The sequence below is a fragment of the Chromobacterium sp. CCUG 76385 genome (genome assembly GCF_059916625.1).
Genome location: NZ_JAUCGU010000033.1, coordinates 23,533 through 40,300 on the forward strand (window position 1 = coordinate 23,533; position 16,768 = coordinate 40,300).

General features: G+C 64.3%; 15 protein-coding genes. 8 read left to right on the top strand and 7 right to left on the bottom strand.

What is annotated here, in order from left to right; all coding sequences use genetic code 11:
• Window positions 1-3: 3 nt before the first annotated feature.
• A complete protein-coding gene (locus tag QUG01_RS16970; RefSeq protein ID WP_500831129.1) occupies window positions 4-1,179 on the bottom strand; it encodes an MFS transporter in 1,176 nt (391 codons plus the stop codon).
• Window positions 1,180-1,586: 407 nt separating this feature from the next.
• Between QUG01_RS16970 and QUG01_RS16975 the strand changes: the two genes are divergently transcribed.
• Window positions 1,587-2,462: a LysR family transcriptional regulator gene (locus QUG01_RS16975; RefSeq protein WP_500831130.1), complete on the top strand. Its 876-nt coding sequence runs from the start codon at window positions 1,587-1,589 to the stop codon at window positions 2,460-2,462.
• Window positions 2,463-2,655: 193 nt separating this feature from the next.
• Here the strand turns inward: QUG01_RS16975 and rlmH are convergent, their stop codons facing one another.
• The 4 genes from rlmH to QUG01_RS16995 all read right to left on the bottom strand — a co-directional run bounded on the left by rlmH (window position 2,656) and on the right by QUG01_RS16995 (window position 4,856).
• Window positions 2,656-3,126 (bottom strand): 23S rRNA (pseudouridine(1915)-N(3))-methyltransferase RlmH, encoded by a 471-nt coding sequence (gene rlmH / locus QUG01_RS16980; RefSeq protein WP_106075634.1) that lies wholly within the window; start codon window positions 3,124-3,126, stop codon window positions 2,656-2,658.
• Window positions 3,127-3,188: 62 nt separating this feature from the next.
• Window positions 3,189-3,557 (bottom strand): ribosome silencing factor, encoded by a 369-nt coding sequence (rsfS, locus tag QUG01_RS16985; protein ID WP_011134073.1) that lies wholly within the window; start codon window positions 3,555-3,557, stop codon window positions 3,189-3,191.
• 76 nt (window positions 3,558-3,633) lie between these two features.
• Window positions 3,634-4,272 (bottom strand): nicotinate-nucleotide adenylyltransferase, encoded by a 639-nt coding sequence (gene nadD, locus QUG01_RS16990; protein WP_500831131.1) that lies wholly within the window; start codon window positions 4,270-4,272, stop codon window positions 3,634-3,636.
• Complete coding sequence (locus QUG01_RS16995; protein WP_500831132.1) at window positions 4,269-4,856, bottom strand: beta-class carbonic anhydrase; 588 nt, start codon at window positions 4,854-4,856, stop codon at window positions 4,269-4,271. Before QUG01_RS16995 ends, nadD begins: the two co-directional genes overlap by 4 nt.
• Before the next feature lie 309 nt (window positions 4,857-5,165).
• On the opposite strand from QUG01_RS16995, the gene QUG01_RS17000 reads away from it, so the two are divergent.
• Window positions 5,166-5,726, top strand: a complete 561-nt coding sequence (locus QUG01_RS17000; RefSeq protein ID WP_043622392.1) for an acetate uptake transporter — start codon at window positions 5,166-5,168, stop codon at window positions 5,724-5,726.
• Window positions 5,727-5,782: 56 nt separating this feature from the next.
• Here QUG01_RS17000 and QUG01_RS17005 read toward each other — a convergent pair whose 3' ends face one another.
• Together QUG01_RS17005 and QUG01_RS17010 are read right to left on the bottom strand one after the other, a co-directional pair.
• On the bottom strand, window positions 5,783-6,538 hold the full coding sequence (locus tag QUG01_RS17005; RefSeq protein ID WP_500831133.1) for a hypothetical protein: 756 nt from the start codon (window positions 6,536-6,538) through the stop codon (window positions 5,783-5,785).
• A gap of 20 nt (window positions 6,539-6,558) precedes the next feature.
• Complete coding sequence (locus QUG01_RS17010; RefSeq protein WP_500831134.1) at window positions 6,559-7,545, bottom strand: DUF2804 domain-containing protein; 987 nt, start codon at window positions 7,543-7,545, stop codon at window positions 6,559-6,561.
• Window positions 7,546-7,683: 138 nt separating this feature from the next.
• On the opposite strand from QUG01_RS17010, the gene QUG01_RS17015 reads away from it, so the two are divergent.
• The 6 genes from QUG01_RS17015 to QUG01_RS17040 form a co-directional block, all read left to right on the top strand.
• The gene (locus QUG01_RS17015) at window positions 7,684-9,129 is read left to right on the top strand and encodes a M48 family metalloprotease (protein ID WP_500831135.1); all 1,446 of its coding nucleotides are present in this window, start codon (window positions 7,684-7,686) and stop codon (window positions 9,127-9,129) included.
• Between the two features lie 297 nt (window positions 9,130-9,426).
• Window positions 9,427-12,090, top strand: a complete 2,664-nt coding sequence (gene aceE / locus QUG01_RS17020) for a pyruvate dehydrogenase (acetyl-transferring), homodimeric type (RefSeq protein ID WP_500831136.1) — start codon at window positions 9,427-9,429, stop codon at window positions 12,088-12,090.
• A gap of 153 nt (window positions 12,091-12,243) precedes the next feature.
• Window positions 12,244-13,878: a dihydrolipoyllysine-residue acetyltransferase gene (aceF, locus tag QUG01_RS17025; protein ID WP_500831137.1), complete on the top strand. Its 1,635-nt coding sequence runs from the start codon at window positions 12,244-12,246 to the stop codon at window positions 13,876-13,878.
• A 112-nt stretch (window positions 13,879-13,990) separates the two neighbouring features.
• Complete coding sequence (lpdA, locus tag QUG01_RS17030; RefSeq protein ID WP_071109738.1) at window positions 13,991-15,790, top strand: dihydrolipoyl dehydrogenase; 1,800 nt, start codon at window positions 13,991-13,993, stop codon at window positions 15,788-15,790.
• 199 nt (window positions 15,791-15,989) lie between these two features.
• Window positions 15,990-16,187 carry a hypothetical protein gene (locus QUG01_RS17035; protein WP_500831138.1) on the top strand — a complete coding sequence of 66 codons (198 nt, stop codon included), beginning with the start codon at window positions 15,990-15,992 and terminating at the stop codon, window positions 16,185-16,187.
• A gap of 453 nt (window positions 16,188-16,640) precedes the next feature.
• A partial coding sequence (locus tag QUG01_RS17040; RefSeq protein WP_500831139.1) for a transposase occupies window positions 16,641-16,768 on the top strand: 128 nt, incomplete at its 3' end.

Genomic DNA, 16,768 nt, shown 5'->3' on the forward strand with positions numbered 1-16,768 from the left:
TTTTTACGCCCTGGCGAGGCGCATGCCTCGAACGGCGCGAGTTTGCAGTACTCCAAGCGTAGCCAGCAAGGTCAAGGCCGCCAGCGCCGCGGCGAGTAGGCTGAGCTGCGTCAACGATCCGCCTTGATCCAGCAGCCTGCCGGCCAACCAAGCCCCCAGCGCGTTGCCCAGATTGAAGGCGCCGACATTGAAGGTGGAGGCGCGGGCGGCGGCCGATCCCGCCAGCCGGATGACCAGCGCCTGCAACAACATGCACAAGGCAAACGCCATGCTTCCCCATATCGCCATCAGCAGTAGGGCCAGGCCCAGCCGCGCGGCGAGCAGATAAAAGCCGAGCAGGCTGGCGCATAGCAGCAACAAGGTCAGTATCAGGCCATGGCTCAGGTGCCAGTCGCTCAAGCGGCCGCCCAGCCAACCGCCCAGCACCAAACCCATTCCGCACAGCAGCAAGGCCGGGCTGGCGTATGCCCGCGGCAAGCCGCTGATCTGGTTCAACACCGGCAGCAGATAGGTGAAAAAGGCAAACATGCTGCTGGCAGCCAGCACGCTGCAGAGCAGCGCGAACCAAACCACGCCCGGCAGCCGCGGTGGCGTGGCAGCGCTCGCCGGGCTGCCGGACCGTGCCGGGACCAGCCAGCCAATCAGCAGCAGCGCGACGATGCCGAGCGCCATCACTGAGGCGAAAGACGCGCGCCAGCCGCTGACTTGAGCAATCAGCGTGCCGGCCGGCACTCCCAGCACATTGGCCAGCGTCATGCCGGAAAACATCAGCGCCATCGCCCGCCCCGCCATCCCGGGCGGAGCCAGCCGCGCCGCCATCACCGCGGCTGTGCCGATGAAGCTGGCGTGGCAAAACGCGGTCAGCACCCGCGCCAGCAATAAAGGCATCAGGCTGGGCGCGAGCAGGCAGGCGAGATTGCCGGCGATGAAAATCGACATCAAGCCCATCAGCGCGCGCTTTTCCTCCAAACGGGCGATGAGGCCGGCCAGTACCGGTCCGCCCGCCACGACGCCCAAAGCGTAGGCCGATACCAGATAGCCGGCGCGGGACAGAGGGATGTGCAGATCGGCTGCCATGATGGGCAGCAGACCCATGATGATGAATTCGGCGGTGCCGATGGCAAAGGCGGCGACGGCCAGCGTCAACAGGGCGGGGCTGAGTAAGCGGGGGGAAGGCATGGCGAGTCCTGTCAATGATGGGATGCGCTAGGGGCTGTTGACGTTTGGTGAGTGGATCGCGTTTGCGCCGATTTGGGCCGGAAGCAAGGCGCGCAGTCCGCCGCATAGTCATTCTATGCAAGGGCTGGGCAACGCGGCTTCCGGCCCAAAGCGGCCAAACCCGCAGGGCCGGGCGCCTTTCGCGCCGACTCTTCGTTGTTCCGCGCTGGCAGAGAATGACTATGCGGCGCGCGAAACGCCTCGATTCGTCGCAAAACGCATCCCGGCGCGACCGCTCACAAAACGTCAACAGCCCCTAGCCTAAACCTCGCATGGCGCAGGAAACAGGTGGGCAGCCCTCCGCACTGTCCGGAGCTATTTGTCATGAATGGCGCTACACTGCCCGCCATGGAAAGGAGGACGCGGTGTTGGCTTCATTGAGTGATTTATCGGTTTTCATCGCGGTGGCGGAGCAAGGCAGCTTTGTCGGCGCGGGAAGGCTGCTGGGGGTTTCCGCGTCGGCGGTGGGCAAGCGCATCAGCCGCTTGGAAGGGGAATTGGGCATGCGCTTATTGCAGCGCAGCACTCGCGCGCTGGCCCTGACTGCGGAAGGAGAAACAGTATTGCGCCGCGGCCGCAGCATGCTGGCCGAGGCCGAGGCGATGCGCGCGGAGCTGGAGCGCGCCAGCCGCCTGCCGGGAGGCGTATTGCGGCTCAGCCTGCCGCCTATTGGCGGCGTGTTGATCGAGCCTCTGGCGGCATTCCAGCTTCGCTACCCCGATATCGCGCTGGAGCTGGATTACAGCGAGCGCAATGTCGATCTGATCGAGGAGGGCTTCGATGCGGCGATCAGGGTTGGCGAGGAGGATGACGGCAAGCTGCGCAGCCTGCCGCTGCCGGGGTTTCGCCGGTTGATCGTGGCCGCGCCGAGCTATCTGGCGCGCTATGGCCGCCCTGATCATCCCAAGCAGTTGGCGCAACACCGGCTGATCCATTACCGCTCGCCCAATAGCGGCAAGCTGGAAGGGTGGCCCTCGGTCGATGCCGATCTGCCGCGCGCGCTGGTGTGCAACAGCGTGCATGCCAGGCTGGAGTTTGTTCTGCAAGGACAAGGCATCGCCTGCCTGCCGGACATCTCCATTCAGCGGGAGCTGGGCGATGGCAGCTTGCTGCCGCTGCTGCGCAGCGAAAAGGGAGAAAGGGCGCCCTTGCGATTATTGTGGCCATCGTCGCGCGGAGTTTCGGCCAGGCTGGCGGTGTTTCTGGACTTTATGCGGCAGCAGGCAGCATCAATCTGTGCATAAGTTTGGGATATTGCCATTTCTGTGGATAAGTTGGCACCCCTGATGATGCCCACTGCGGCCATCCGCGTCGCTTGAGCAGGAGCCGCTTGATGATTGATATAGGCGTTCGCTGCCCATCGGGCGCTGCTCGGCCGGGTGAAATCATCCGCAGCGGCGGCAATCTCGTACCTGATGGGCTCGGCTGTTGGGTGGCTTATTCGCGGTGATACGGATGGTTGTTGAGTATGGAGTAGGCGCGGTAGATCTGTTCGGCCAGCATCACCCGCACCATGCCGTGCGGCAGGGTCATTGCGGATAGCTGCAGCAGCACGTCGGCGCGCTGTTTCAGTTCGGTCGACAGGCCATCGGCTCCGCCGATGACGAACACCACGTCGTCGCCGCCCGCCATCCATTCTTTCAGGCCTTCCGCCAGCTTGACCGAGGTCCAGTTCTTGCCACGCTCGTCCATCACCACCAGCCGCGCGCGCGGCGGGATGGCTGCTAGCAGCCGTTCGTGTTCGGCGGCGATGCCTTTCTCGGCGGTGACGCCGCCGCCGCGTTTCTCCGGCTTGATCTCTTTCAGCTCAAGGCTGATGTCGCGGCCGAAGCGCTTGGCGTAGTCGGAATAGGCTTCATCGACCCAGCGCGGCATCTTGGTGCCGACGGCGAGTATGGTGATTTTCATCGGGAAGGGCTTGTGCGGATGAAGAAACAAGGGCGGGCCTGATGCCCGCCCGGAGGGTCAGCTTAGACGGCAGACCACGGCTTGGCCGCGCCGACGGCGAAGCTGGGCTTCTGGCCGCCCCACAGCGCTTCGATGTCGTAGTAGTCGCGCACGGCGGGCAGCATCACATGCACCACCACGTCGCCGGCATCCACCAGCACCCATTCGCCGCTTTCGTGGCCTTCGCTGCCGACGATGTCCACGCCGGCTTCCTTCAGTTTCACTTGCACGCTGTTGGCCAGCGCCTTCACCTGGCGGTTGGAGTCGCCGGTGGCGACGATCATGCGCTGGAATAGCGAGGTGAGTTTGCTGGTATCCAGCTCGATGATGTCCTTGCCCTTGATGTCTTCCAGGGCTTCGATAGCCAGTTTGCTGATTTCTTGAATTTCCATAAGTCCTTTTCCTGTGCCGGTACTTAGCAGGCACAGGCCGGCAAGAGGTACCAAAAAGAGCGGGTAGGGCGGCGCCTTACCGGTATAGCCCCTGCCGGCGGATGTAGGCCAGCACGGCGGGGTCGATCAGGCCATCCACCGCTTCGTCCGCGGCCAGCATCGCTCTCAGGCGGGTGGCGGACAGATCAAGCGGCGGCAGTGCCAGGGGCCGGATTGTACCGGAAGCTGTTCGATTTGAAAAATCATGGACTTGCCGAGCCCGCCACTCGTCCAGCACTGGCGGCGGCAGGTGGTCCGGATCGAAGCCGGGACGCAGGGCGACGGCCAGGTTGGCCAGGGCGAACAGCTCGCGCCACGCCTTCCAGCTGGACAGCTGGGCCAGCGAGTCGCCACCGATCAGAAACCAAAGCTCGGCGGCAGGGCCGAGCTCGGCGCGCAGTTCGCGCAGGGTTTCCACGGTATAGGCGGCGCGCGGGCGGCGGATTTCGCGGTCATCGGCGCGCAGCGCCGGCTCGCCGGCGATGGCGAGGCGCACCATTTCCAAGCGCTCGGCCGGGCTGGCATGGGGGCCGCTGTCGCGGTGGTAGGGCTGTCCGGCCGGGATCAGCCGGACTTCATCGAGCTGCAATTCGGCGGCGAAGGCCCGCGCCATGCGCAGATGGGCATGGTGGATGGGGTCGAACGTGCCGCCGAAGACCCCGATGCGCGGATTCATGCGGCGGGCGCAACCTCTTCGCCATCGCCGTAACCATTGACGATGACTTCCAGCCGGCCGGTGGACGGGTGGATCACCAAGCCATGCACCGGGACGTCCTTGGGCATCAGCGGGTGGTTGCGTATGGTCTGCACCGAATGGCGCACGCTGTCGGATACGTTGTCGAAGCCCTTGAGCCAGGTGTCCAGATCGATGCCGGCGGCGCGCAGCGTGGCGATGGTGTCTTCGCTGATGCCGCGCTCTTGGGCGCTGGCCAGGATGGTGTTCGGATCGATGGCGCGCATACCGCAGTCGCGGTGCGCCACCACGCAGATTTCCTCGGCGCGCAGCTGGTATACGGCGACCACCAGGCTGCGCATCACCGAGCCCCATGGGTGGGTGATCAGCGCGCCGGCGTTCTTGATCAGCTTGGCGTCGCCGTTCTTCAGGCCCATGGCCTTGGGCAGCAGCTCCACCAGGCGCGCATCCATGCAGGCCAGGATGGCCAGGCCTTTGCCGGGAAACTTGTCGGTTTTGTATTGCTCGTACTCGCGGCTTTCCACGAAGGCGCGGTTGTGTTCGAGCAGGGTATTCAGTCGGTCCATGCGGTCTATATTCCTGTGCGGATGACGTGTACGGGACGTATTCACGTTCATTCTCCCGCCCTGCTTTAGGGAAAATAAAGGTCAATACGCCCTGGTGCTTTTACTCCATTCCGGGCGGCATGCTATCACCAGTCGGCAAAGTCGGGACAGAAATTCGCAGCAGGCGGGTCTGTTCGGGGGCGGGACCATGCGATGGCTGGCAGGCACACTAATTATACAGAGTTTGATGAATCTCCTTGCCGTAGCCGGTGGGCTTGCCTAGAATCGCGCCTCCTTAAATATTAATGCTTGCTTATTTTGGAGCGCTTTGTGAACGAAAAACTGGCTAACCCGGCCCCGCTGGGCCTGATGGGCTTCGGCATGACCACCATTCTTTTGAATATCCATAACGCCGGCTTTTATCCGATCAGCGCGATGATCCTGGCGATGGGCCTTTGCTATGGCGGCGTGGCGCAGATCATCGCCGGCATCATGGAATTCCGCCGCGGCAATACTTTCGGCGTGACCGCCTTCCTGTCTTACGGCCTGTTCTGGCTGAGCCTGGTTGTGCTGCTGGTGCTGCCCAAGATGGGTCTGGCCGATGCCACGCCGGAGGGCTATATGGCCTGGTATCTGCTGCTGTGGGGCGTGTTCACGCTGTTCATGCTGCTGGGCACGGTCCATTACCCGCGCGTGAAGCAGTTCGTGTTCGCCTCTTTGACCGTGCTGTTTTTCCTGCTGGCGGCGCGCGACTTCACCGGCAGCGCCGTGATCGGCATGATCGCCGGCTTCGAAGGCATCGTCTGCGGTGCCAGCGCCATCTATCTGGCGATGGCCACCGTGCTGAACGAACAGCACGGCCGCACCGTGCTGCCCATCGGCGCGCGCTGATTTCAGTCCGTCGGTCTCGAACCGCCCCGCAGGCGCTAGCCGCGGGGCGTTTTCTTTTAATGGCGATGGCGTCCCAGCCACATCAATACGATTTGCACCAGCACCGCCAAGGCCAGCGCGCTGCCGAAGGCCAAGGGTGTAGGCAACGCGCCTAAGGCCAGGGCGAGGACGATGCAGAACGCGACAAAGGCGTAAAAGCCGCGCACCATGCCGCGCAGTAGCCGAATGGTGACGGCGGGGCCGGCGCTGATGTGGCTGAACACCGCCAGTACCGAACCCAGCACCGGAAACACCGCCAACAGGCCGCTGAGGCTGGGACCTAATCGGGATGACAAGCCGGTGATGGCAAGCACTAGGGCGGCTCCGGCCAGCATGCGGGCCGCCATGCCGGCGTGGCGCGGCGGTCGATCAGGCGCATTGGGCGGCGTGGGAAAGCACTTGTCGGCCAGCGGCAGAAAAAGCAGGCCGAAAGCGGCGCATTGCCAACCGGACGTCTGCGCCCAGTAGCCCAGCGTCACCGCCAGCGCGTAAGCCGCCAAGCCGGCCAGCAAGCTGAGCGGCCATGATTGCTTGCGCGCCGCCCAGCTATACGCGATGCCGAACACCAGATTGGCGCTGGTGCCCAACGCGGCAGCGAGAGAGGCCTCCCGGACGAAGGCGACGTCATGTTCCAGGCTCAGGATCAACAAAATGGAGCCGGTGATCACCGGAAAGCCCGCCAGCGCGCCGGCCACGCCCGGCCCCCATTTCTTGGCTGCCAGGCTGATCAGCCAGATCAGCGCGGGGACCAGCAGCAGTTTCAGCAACAGCATAGTGTTTCCTGCGGGTCGCGCTACCAGCGCGACACATGATCCTCGGTCACGCCGACCAGCTCGCGCACCGCGTGGCGCTCGCCGCTGTCCGGGTCGATCAGCGTGCCGTTGAAACGGCCTATCGGCTGCACGTAGCGGCTGGCGGCGATGAGCAGGTTCTTGTCTTCGCGCCGCGCGCCTTCCGGCGTGAACATCAGATCCACCCGGCTGTCCGCGCTGGCGACGCGCCACGGCGCCAGCGGATCGTTTGACTGGTAATCGAACGAGGCGGCGCCGACGCGGAAGAGTTTGCCATTCAGCCACACGGCGTTTTCGGCGTCGCCCATGAAGCCCTGCTGCAGATTGAAACCGATGTCTCTGCCGTGGGCGCTGGCCCAGCGCCAGCGCGTCTCGCGCGCCAGCAGCCCGTTGGAATAGTCCAGCGAGGCCACCGCGCCCGCCAGGTCGAAGCGGCCGCCGGCGCAGCGCGCCTCGCCGCTCACCGGCAGGCCGCCGCTCTTGTGCGTGCTGTGCGCCAGATAGTTGGCCGGCGCGATGGCGGCCAGCACCGGCGGCGCGGCGCTCAAGTCGACGACGGTGTCCAGCGTCAGTTTACGGCTGCTTAGGCTCAGCCGCAGCGCGTCGCCGTCGCGTTGGAAACGGAAGTCGTGGCCGGGCAGATGGAAGCGGGCATGGCCGAACACGCGGTCGTCCACTTGCGCGCCGAGGCCGGGCAGGCCGTTGGCGCTGGCGGCGGCGATGACCTGGCGCTGGCGGCGGTCAAACAGATAGGCGAAGGCGGTGCCGTTCCAGCCGACATCGACGATGGCGAAGCCGATGAAAAAGTCGGCATGCGCCAGCGCGGCGTATTGCCAGCGCTTGTGGTGCAGTGGCCGGGTCAGCCGTTGCCTGGGCGTCAGGGCCAGCGCCTGCCAGCTCAGATCGTCGACTATGCCTTGATAGACGCCGAAAGCGGGGCGGCCGGGGGCATCGATGAGGCGCGGCGGCGCGGCGGGCAGCAGGGTCATGGCGGTAGGCAGGCAGTGAGGACGAATCGAGTCTAGCCGGAATCCTGTCGTCATGAATAGCGGCGAACAACAAATGTTTAGCAATGCGCACAACTTGTCCAATGCAACTTTCATGGCTTCCCGGCTATCATAGGGCCCATGATGAAACGTCGTCTGTTGTGCGCGCTGCTGGCCTCGACCCTGGCGCAGCCGCTGTCCGTCCGCGCCGATTTGCCCGATCTGGGCGAAGTCTCCGATGCCTCCCTCTCTCTGTCTGACGAGTCGCGCATCGGCCGCAATGCCCTGCGCGCGATGCGCGAGGCCGGCGATGTGCTGGACGACCCGGAAATCAACAGTTATCTGAACGACATCGGCGGCAAACTGTCCGCCTCGGTGTCGCTGCAAGGCGTGCGCTTCACTTATTTCTGCGTCGCCGATGCCGGCATCAACGCTTTCGCGATGCCCGGCGGCTACGTGGGGGTCAATATCGGCCTGCTCCTGGCCACGCAGAGCGAGGGCGAGCTGGCCGGCGTGCTTGGCCATGAAACCGCTCACGTCGCCCAGCGCCATATCGCCCGGATGCAGGCCGCCAACAGTGCCACCAGTCCCTTGCTGCTGCTCGGCACTATCGTCGCCGCCGCGCTGGCGGCCAAGGCCGGCAGCGGCGAGGGCGCGATGGGCGCGGTATCGGCCGGCATGGGTTTGTCGATTTCCCGCCAGTTGGCGTTCTCGCGCGATTTCGAACGCGAAGCCGACCGCATCGGCATGCAGTACATGAGCAACGCCGGCTACGACGTGCGCAATATGGCCTCGTTTTTCCAGCGCCTGGAGCAGGCCAGCCGATACACCGACAGCACCGCCTACGCCTTCCTGCGCACCCACCCGGTGACGGTGGAGCGGATCAGCGAGGCGCAGAACCGCGCGCTGGATTACCCGGTGAAGATGCGCGCCGACAGCACCGACTACCTGCTGGTGCGCGAGAAGCTGCGCAACCTGACCATGACGCCGGAGGAGGCGGTGGCGTATTACAACAGCACGCTGAGCCGCGGGCTGTACCTGAGCGAAGGCGCCAACTGGTATGGCCTGGCCCGCGCCAAGCTGCAGCAGCACGACCGCGCCGGCGCGCGCGAAGCGTTGGCCAAGGCCCGCGCCAAGTTGCCCGATAACCCGATGCTGTACGGCTTGGAAGTGGAGATCGCCCGCGACGGCAGCGACTGGGCCGGGGCGGCCAAGGCGGCGCGCGCCGGCCTGGACGCGTTCCCGCGCAATGCGGCCTTGCAGCTGGCGCAGCTGGATGTGGCGCTGGACAGCGGCGACCGCAAGACGGCGCAGGCGCTGCTGCGCCCCTTGCTGGACAGCAAGCGCGACGATCCGGCGCTGTACCGGCGCGAGGCCAAGCTGTACGCCGACAAGGATCCGCTGCGCTACCACGCCGCGCTGGGCAACGCTTTCTATTACGAACAGCGTTATAACGCGGCGATGGAGCAGTATCAGCTGGCCAGCAAGGCCAAGGGCGATGATTTCTATCTGCGCTCCATGGTGGATGCCCGCCTGCGCGAAGTGGCGCCGCTGGCCAAGGAGGAACGCAAAGCTGACCGCAATTGAAACAAATGTTTCAAATTCGCGCGAGTTATCGCAAAAAAACAACATGATGCGTTGCACCATCGATTGTTTTTGCGACTTCCTGCTGTCATCGGTCGTTACGCCTATTCCTTTACGAATGTAACCAGTCGTACACTGGCGTAGTCTCGCAATATCAATTCGCAAATGAACATTTTTATTTGCGAATCTGTTCGTTTATAATCGCAAATCAAATAATTGGCTCGGTTTCGAGCCAATTGCATAAACGCGGGGCCGGCACCACGACGCGGTCCCCGATGTCACCCGCTGTGAGGACCAGAGATGGCTGCAACTTTCCCTGACGATATCGATCCGTTGGAAACCCAGGAGTGGACTGAAGCGCTGGAATCGGTGCTGGACAACGAAGGCGCAGAACGCGCGCACTTCCTGCTGGAAAAAATGGTCGAGCGCACCCGCCGTCGCGGTGCCCACCTGCCGTTCGACGCTACCACCGCGTATCAGAACACCATCCCGGTCGGCAAAGAAGTCAAGTCGCCGGGCAACCACGAGATGGAGCATCGCATCCGCTCGATCAACCGCTGGAACGCCGCCGCCATGGTGCTGCGCGCCGGCAAGAAGGATCTGGAGCTGGGCGGCCACATCGCATCGTTCCAATCCTCCGCCACGCTGTACGACGTCGGCTTCAACCACTTCTGGCGCGCCCAGAACGACGAGCAAGACGGCGATCTGATCTACTTCCAAGGCCACATCGCGCCGGGCGTGTACGCCCGCGCCTTCATGGAAGGCCGCCTGACCGCCGAGCAAATGGATAGCTTCCGCCAGGAAGTGGACGGCAAGGGCCTGTCCTCGTATCCGCACCCGTGGCTGATGAAGGACTTCTGGCAGTTCCCGACCGTTTCCATGGGCCTGGGCCCGCTGATGGCCATCTACCAAGCCCGCTTCCTGAAGTACCTGGAAAGCCGCGGCCTGGCCAAGACCCATGGCCGCAAGGTGTGGTGCTTCTGCGGCGACGGCGAAATGGACGAGCCGGAATCGCTGGGCGCCATCGCCATGGCCGCGCGCGAAGGCCTCGACAACCTGGTGTTCGTGATCAACTGCAACCTGCAGCGTCTGGACGGCCCGGTGCGCGGCAACGGCAAGATCATCCAGGAACTGGAAGGCGACTTCCGCGGTTCCGGCTGGAACGTGCTGAAAGTGATCTGGGGCTCCCGTTGGGACCCGCTGCTGGCCATGGACACCAAGGGCCTGCTGAAAAAGCGCATGGACGAGTGCGTGGACGGCGACTACCAGACCTTCAAGTCCAAGGACGGCGCTTACGTTCGCGAACACTTCTTCGGCAAGTACCCGGAGCTGCGCGAAATGGTGGCCAATATGTCCGACGAAGAGATCTGGAATCTCAACCGCGGCGGCCACGACCCGCATAAGGTGTACGCGGCTTACCACGAAGCCACCCACAACGCCAACGGCCGTCCGACCGTGATCCTGGCCAAGACCATCAAGGGTTACGGCATGGGCGCGTCCGGCGAGGCGATGAACATCGCTCACCAGGCCAAGAAGATGGACCTGGACAGCCTGCGCAAATTCCGCGACCGCTTCGGCATTCCGGTGTCCGATGAAGAGCTGCCGAACGTGCCGTACTACCTGCCGCCGGAAGACAGCCCGGAAATGAAGTACATGCGCGAACGCCGCGCCCAGCTTGGCGGCTATCTGCCGGCCCGCAAGCCGGTCAACACCGTGCTGGAAGTGCCGCCGCTGTCGGTGTTCGACGGCCAGCTGCAATCGTCCGGCGAGCGCGAGTACTCCACCACAATGGCCTTCGTGCGCATGCTGGGCACGCTGCTGAAGGACAAGAACATCGGCAAGCGCATTGTGCCCATCGTGCCGGACGAGTCCCGCACCTTCGGCATGGAAGGCATGTTCCGCCAGTACGGCATCTGGTCCACCCAGGGCCAGAATTACGTGCCGCAGGACGCCGACCAACTGATGTTCTACAAGGAATCCAAGGACGGCCAGATCCTGCAGGAAGGCATCAACGAGCCGGGCGCCATGGCCGACTGGATCGCCGCCGCGACCAGCTACGCCAACAGCAGCCAGCCGATGATTCCGTTCTACATCTACTACTCGATGTTCGGCTTCCAGCGCATCGGCGACCTGGCCTGGGCGGCAGGCGACATGCGCGCCCGCGGCTTCCTCTTGGGCGGCACCGCCGGCCGCACCACGCTGAACGGCGAAGGCCTGCAGCATGAAGACGGCCACAGCCACATCCAGGCCGGCCTGATCCCGAACTGCATCAGCTACGACCCGACCTTCGCCTACGAACTGGCGGTGATCGTGCAGGACGGCCTGCGCCGCATGTACGCGGAACAGGAAGACGTCTTCTACTACCTGACCCTGATGAACGAAAACTACGCCCACCCGGCCATGCCGGCAGGCGCGGAAGAGGGCATCCTGAAGGGCATGTACCTGCTGCAGGATGGCGGCTCTGCCCCCGTCAAGGTGCAGCTGATGGGCTCCGGCACCATCCTGCGCGAAGTGATGGCCGCGGCCGAACTGCTGAAGAACGACTTCGGCATCGGCGCCGACATCTGGAGCGTGACCTCCTTCAACCAGCTGCGCCGCGACGGCATGGAAGCCGAGCGCCACAACCTGCTGAACCCGACCGCCGAGGCCCGTTCCTCTTACGTCGAGCAGCAGCTGGCCGGCCGTTCCGGCCCGGTGGTTGCCGCAACCGACTACATCCGCAACTACGCCGACCAGATCCGCGCCTACGTGCCGGGCCGCTACGTCGTGCTGGGCACCGACGGCTTCGGCCGCTCGGACAGCCGCGCCAACCTGCGCTCCTTCTTCGAAGTGGACCGTTACCACGTGGCGCTGGCGGCCCTGTCCGCTCTGGCCCGCGACGGCAAGATCGAAGGCGCCAAGGTGGCCGAGGCCATCGCCAAGTACGGCATCAAGACCGACAAGCTGCCGAGCTGGAAGGTGTAACGGTAGGGCGGAAGCCCCGGCATGACTGAGCGAGGCAAGCGAAGCGTCGCGAAGGAGTACGGGGCGTTCCGCCTTTACTATGGCAAGCGAATCTGTAGCGGATATCCGGCGGAACGCCCCGAGAGGGGCTTCCGCCCTACGAATGGAAAGCTCATGAGCAATCTGATCGAACTGAAAGTGCCCGACATCGGCGGGCACAGCAATGTAGACATCATCGAAGTATTCATCGCCCCGGGCCAGACCGTGTCCGTGGACGACTCCCTGATCACCCTGGAAACCGACAAGGCCACCATGGAAGTGCCGGCCGAAGCCGCCGGCGTGATCAAGGAAGTGAAAGTCGCCGTGGGCGGCAAGATTTCCGAAGGCGACGTGATCGCCATCCTAGAAGTGGGCGCCGCCGCGTCCGCTCCGGCCCCGGCCGCCGCCGCGCCGGCACCCGCAGCCGCTCCGGCCGCAGCCCCGGCTCCGGCAACCGCTCCGGCGGCCCCGGCGGCTTCCGGCCGCAGCGAAATCCGCGTGCCGGACATCGGCGGCCATAGCGGCGTCGACGTCATCGAAGTGACCGTCAAAGTCGGCGACGAAATCGCCGTCGACGACAGCCTGATCACGCTGGAAACCGACAAGGCCACCATGGAAGTGCCGGCCACCGCCGCCGGCAAGGTGGTGGAAGTGAAGATCAAGGTGGGCGACAAGGTCAGCGAAGGCGATCTGATCGTGGTGGTAGAGGGCGCCATCGCCGCTTCCGCCCCGGTTGCTGCGCCGGTTCCGGCAGCCGCTCCGGCCGCTCCGGCTCCGGTTGCCGCCGCGCCTGCAGCCGTGGCGCCGGTCGCCGCAGCCGTGTCCGCCGCCATCGACGAAATCGCCTTCTCCAAGGCCCACGCCGGTCCGTCCGTGCGCCGCCTGGCGCGCGAACTGGGCGTGGACCTGGGCAAGGTGAAGGGCAACGGCCGCAAGGGCCGCATCACCGAAGACGACGTCAAAGCCTTCGTCAAGGGCGTGATGCAGAACCCGGCAGCGCTGGCCCCGGCCGCCGCGCCGGCAGGCTCCGGCGCGGGTCTGGACCTGCTGCCGTGGCCTAAGGTGGACTTCGCCAAGTTCGGCCCGATCGAAACCAAGCCGCTGTCGCGCATCCAGAAGATTTCCGGCGCCAACCTGTCGCGCAACTGGGTGATGATCCCGCACGTCACGTTCAACGACGAGTGCGACATCACCGAGCTGGAAGACTTCCGCAAGACCGTGGGCAAGGAATGGGAAAAGTCCGGCCTGAAGATCAGCCCGCTGGCCTTCATCATCAAGGCCGCCGCCGAGGCGCTGAAGGCCTTCCCGACCTTCAACAGCTCGCTGGATGGCGACAATCTGGTGCTGAAGCAGTACTACCACATCGGCTTCGCCGCCGACACGCCTAACGGCCTGGTAGTGCCGGTGATCAAGGACGCGGACAAGAAGGGCCTGCGCCAGATCGCCCAGGAACTGACCGACTTGTCCAAGCTGGCCCGCGAAGGCAAGCTGAAGCCGACCGACATGCAGGGCGCGACCTTCACCATCTCGTCCTTGGGCGGCATCGGCGGCACCAGCTTCACGCCTATCGTCAACGCGCCGGAAGTGGCCATCCTCGGCGTCTGCAAGTCGCAGATCAAGCCGGTGTGGAACGGCAAGGAATTCGCGCCGCGCCTGATGTGCCCGCTCTCCCTGTCCTTCGATCACCGCGTGATCGACGGCGCGGCCGCCGCGCGCTTCACCGTGCACCTGGGCAAGCTGCTGTCGGACGTGCGCCGTCTGATCCTGTGATGGTAGGGCGGAAGCCTCGGCTTGCCGAGGCGTTCCGCCTTCTCCTTGCCGCATGCAATACGGCGGAACGCCCCCGGTAAAGCGGGGGCTTCCGCCCTACGGATGGAAAACCATGAGCAATCTGATCGAATTGAAAGTCCCGGACATCGGCGGCCACAACAACGTGGACGTGATCGAAGTGTTCGTCAAGCCGGGCGACGTGATTGAAAAAGAAGCCAGCCTGATCACGCTGGAAACCGACAAAGCCACCATGGAAGTGCCGGCCGAAGCCGCCGGCACCGTCAAGGAAGTGCGCGTCGCCGTGGGCAGCAAGGTCTCCGAAGGCGACCTGATCGTGGTGCTGGAAGCGGGCGCCGCTGCGGCCGCCGCGCCGGCTGAAGTCAAGCCGGTGGAAACCGTGGGCGTGGCTTCCGCCACCACCCAAGCCGGCTTCGCGCCGCAAGCCGCGCCGATCGCCGCCAGCCATAGCGGCGGCGCCGACATCGAGTGCGACGTGATGGTGCTGGGCGGCGGCCCCGGCGGTTACTCCGCCGCCTTCCGCGCGGCCGACCTGGGCCTGAAGGTCGTCATCGTCGAGCGTTACGCCACCCTGGGCGGCGTGTGCCTGAACGTGGGTTGCATCCCGTCCAAGGCGCTGCTGCACAACGCCGCGGTGATCGACGAAGTGAGCCACCTGGCCGCCAACGGCATCAAGTTCGGCAAGCCGGAAGTGGACATTGACATGCTGCGCGGCTACAAGGAAAAAGTGATCGCCAAGCTGACCGGCGGCCTGGGCGGCATGGCCAAGGCGCGCAAGGTGGAAATCGTGCGCGGCAACGGCCGCTTCATCGACCCGCACCACATCGAAGTCTCGCTGACCACCGGCAAAGGCCGCGAAGAGTCCGGCGAGAAGAAGATCGTCAAGTTCAAGAACGCCATCATCGCCGCCGGTTCCCGCGTGGTGAAGCTGCCGTTCATCCCGGACGATCCGCGCGTGGTGGACTCCACCGGCGCGCTGGAGCTGAAGGGCGTGGCCGACCGCATGCTGATCATCGGCGGCGGCATCATCGGCCTGGAAATGGGCACCGTCTACTCCACGCTGGGCGCGCGCCTGGACGTGGTGGAAATGATGGACGGCCTGATGCAGGGCGCCGACCGCGACCTGGTCAAGGTATGGCAGAAGTGGAACGCGCACCGCTTCGACAACATCATGCTGAACACCAAGACCGTGGCCGTGGAGCCAAAGGAAGACGGCGTGTGGGTGACTTTCGAAGGCGCGCAAGCCCCGAAGGAACCGCAACGCTACGATCTGGTGCTGTACGCCACCGGCCGCGCGCCGAACGGCAAGCTGATCGGCGCGGAAAACGCCGGCATCGCGGTGACCGACCGCGGCTTCATCCAGGTGGACAAGCAGCAGCGCACCAATGTGCCGCACATCTTCGCCATCGGCGACATCGTCGGCCAGCCCATGCTGGCGCACAAGGGCGTGCATGAAGGCCACGTGGCGGCGGAAAACTGCGCCGGCATGAAGTCCTACTTCGACGCCCGCGTGATCCCGGGCGTGGCCTACACCGACCCGGAAGTGGCCTGGGTGGGCGTGACCGAGGACGAAGCCAAGAAGCAGGGCCTGAAGATCGAGAAGGGCGTGTTCCCGTGGGCCGCCTCCGGCCGCGCCATCGCCAACGGCCGCGACGAAGGCTTCACCAAGCTGATCTTCGACGCCGAAAGCCACCAGATCATCGGCGGCGGCATCGTCGGCCCGCACGCCGGCGACATGATCGGCGAGGTGTGCCTGGCGATCGAGATGGGTTGCGACGCCACCGACATCGGCAAGACCATCCACCCGCACCCGACGATGGGCGAGTCCATCGGCATGGCCGCGGAAGTGGCGCACGGCACCTGCACGGACCTGCCGCCGCAGCGCAAGAAGTAAGGTTTGATCGGCGGTTTTGACCGCTGTCAGATGAAGAAGGGGCAAGCCTTGGGGCTTGCCCTTTTTGTTTTGGCCGGGTGATATGATAAATGTATTTTGTAGGGCGGAAGCCCGCCAAGCGGGTGTTCCGCCATTTCCAAGCCCTCTTTGCTGGAGCTTTCTGAAGGACGCCAGGCGCTGAACTTCATCAGGAGTGGGCATGCTTAATCATGTATTGGCAGCGGGGCTGGCTATCGCCATCGCGGTTGCCATTTTGTATCTCGTCGTCGTCGGACTGGCCTATCTGCAGCCCTATCTGTTCCAGGTAAAGCCGCTGTATATGGTCATTTTCTCGACCGCGGTTGTCGCGGCCTCCAGCTTGTTGGTGATTTGCCGCCGGTTGCGAAAGAGCGGGTAGGGTGCGTCACCCCTAAGGGGTGACGCACCGATTATGGTCATGTAGCTTTGTGTCCGCTTCGCGGACGATGGATTTTGATGGTGGGGCTGCCCGCCGGGCAGGTCGGGGAGCTGTCTCGCCAGCTCCCCGACACCCCTAGGCGACCCCAGCAGCGCGGCGAAACCCCGTCTCCAAAGCCATTTCCAAGGAGCCGCCGGAACTCGCGGGGCGCTAACGTCGCCCCGCGTCGGACAGCCGGCGTCTTAAAACCTTGGAAATGGCTTCGGAGCCGGCTTGCGCTGATGGGGATGGGGTACGTCGGTTTGGTTTTGTGTTCCATGTTAGTTTGGGATTTGCTGGAGTGCAGGTTGAGCTGGGGCAGCGAAGTTCAACTTACTGTGTCTGATCTGCTCCCCTCAGCCCCTACCAATCAAAAGTAGAGAGAAGTCCGTCACTTGAAGGAAAATGACGGATATGAAGAAGAGCAGATACACCGAAGAGCAGATCATCGGCTTTCTCAAGCAAGCCGAACTCGGCATGGCCATCAAGGAGGTCTGCCGCCAGGGAGGCTTCTCTGAAGCCACCTTCTACAAATGGCGTAG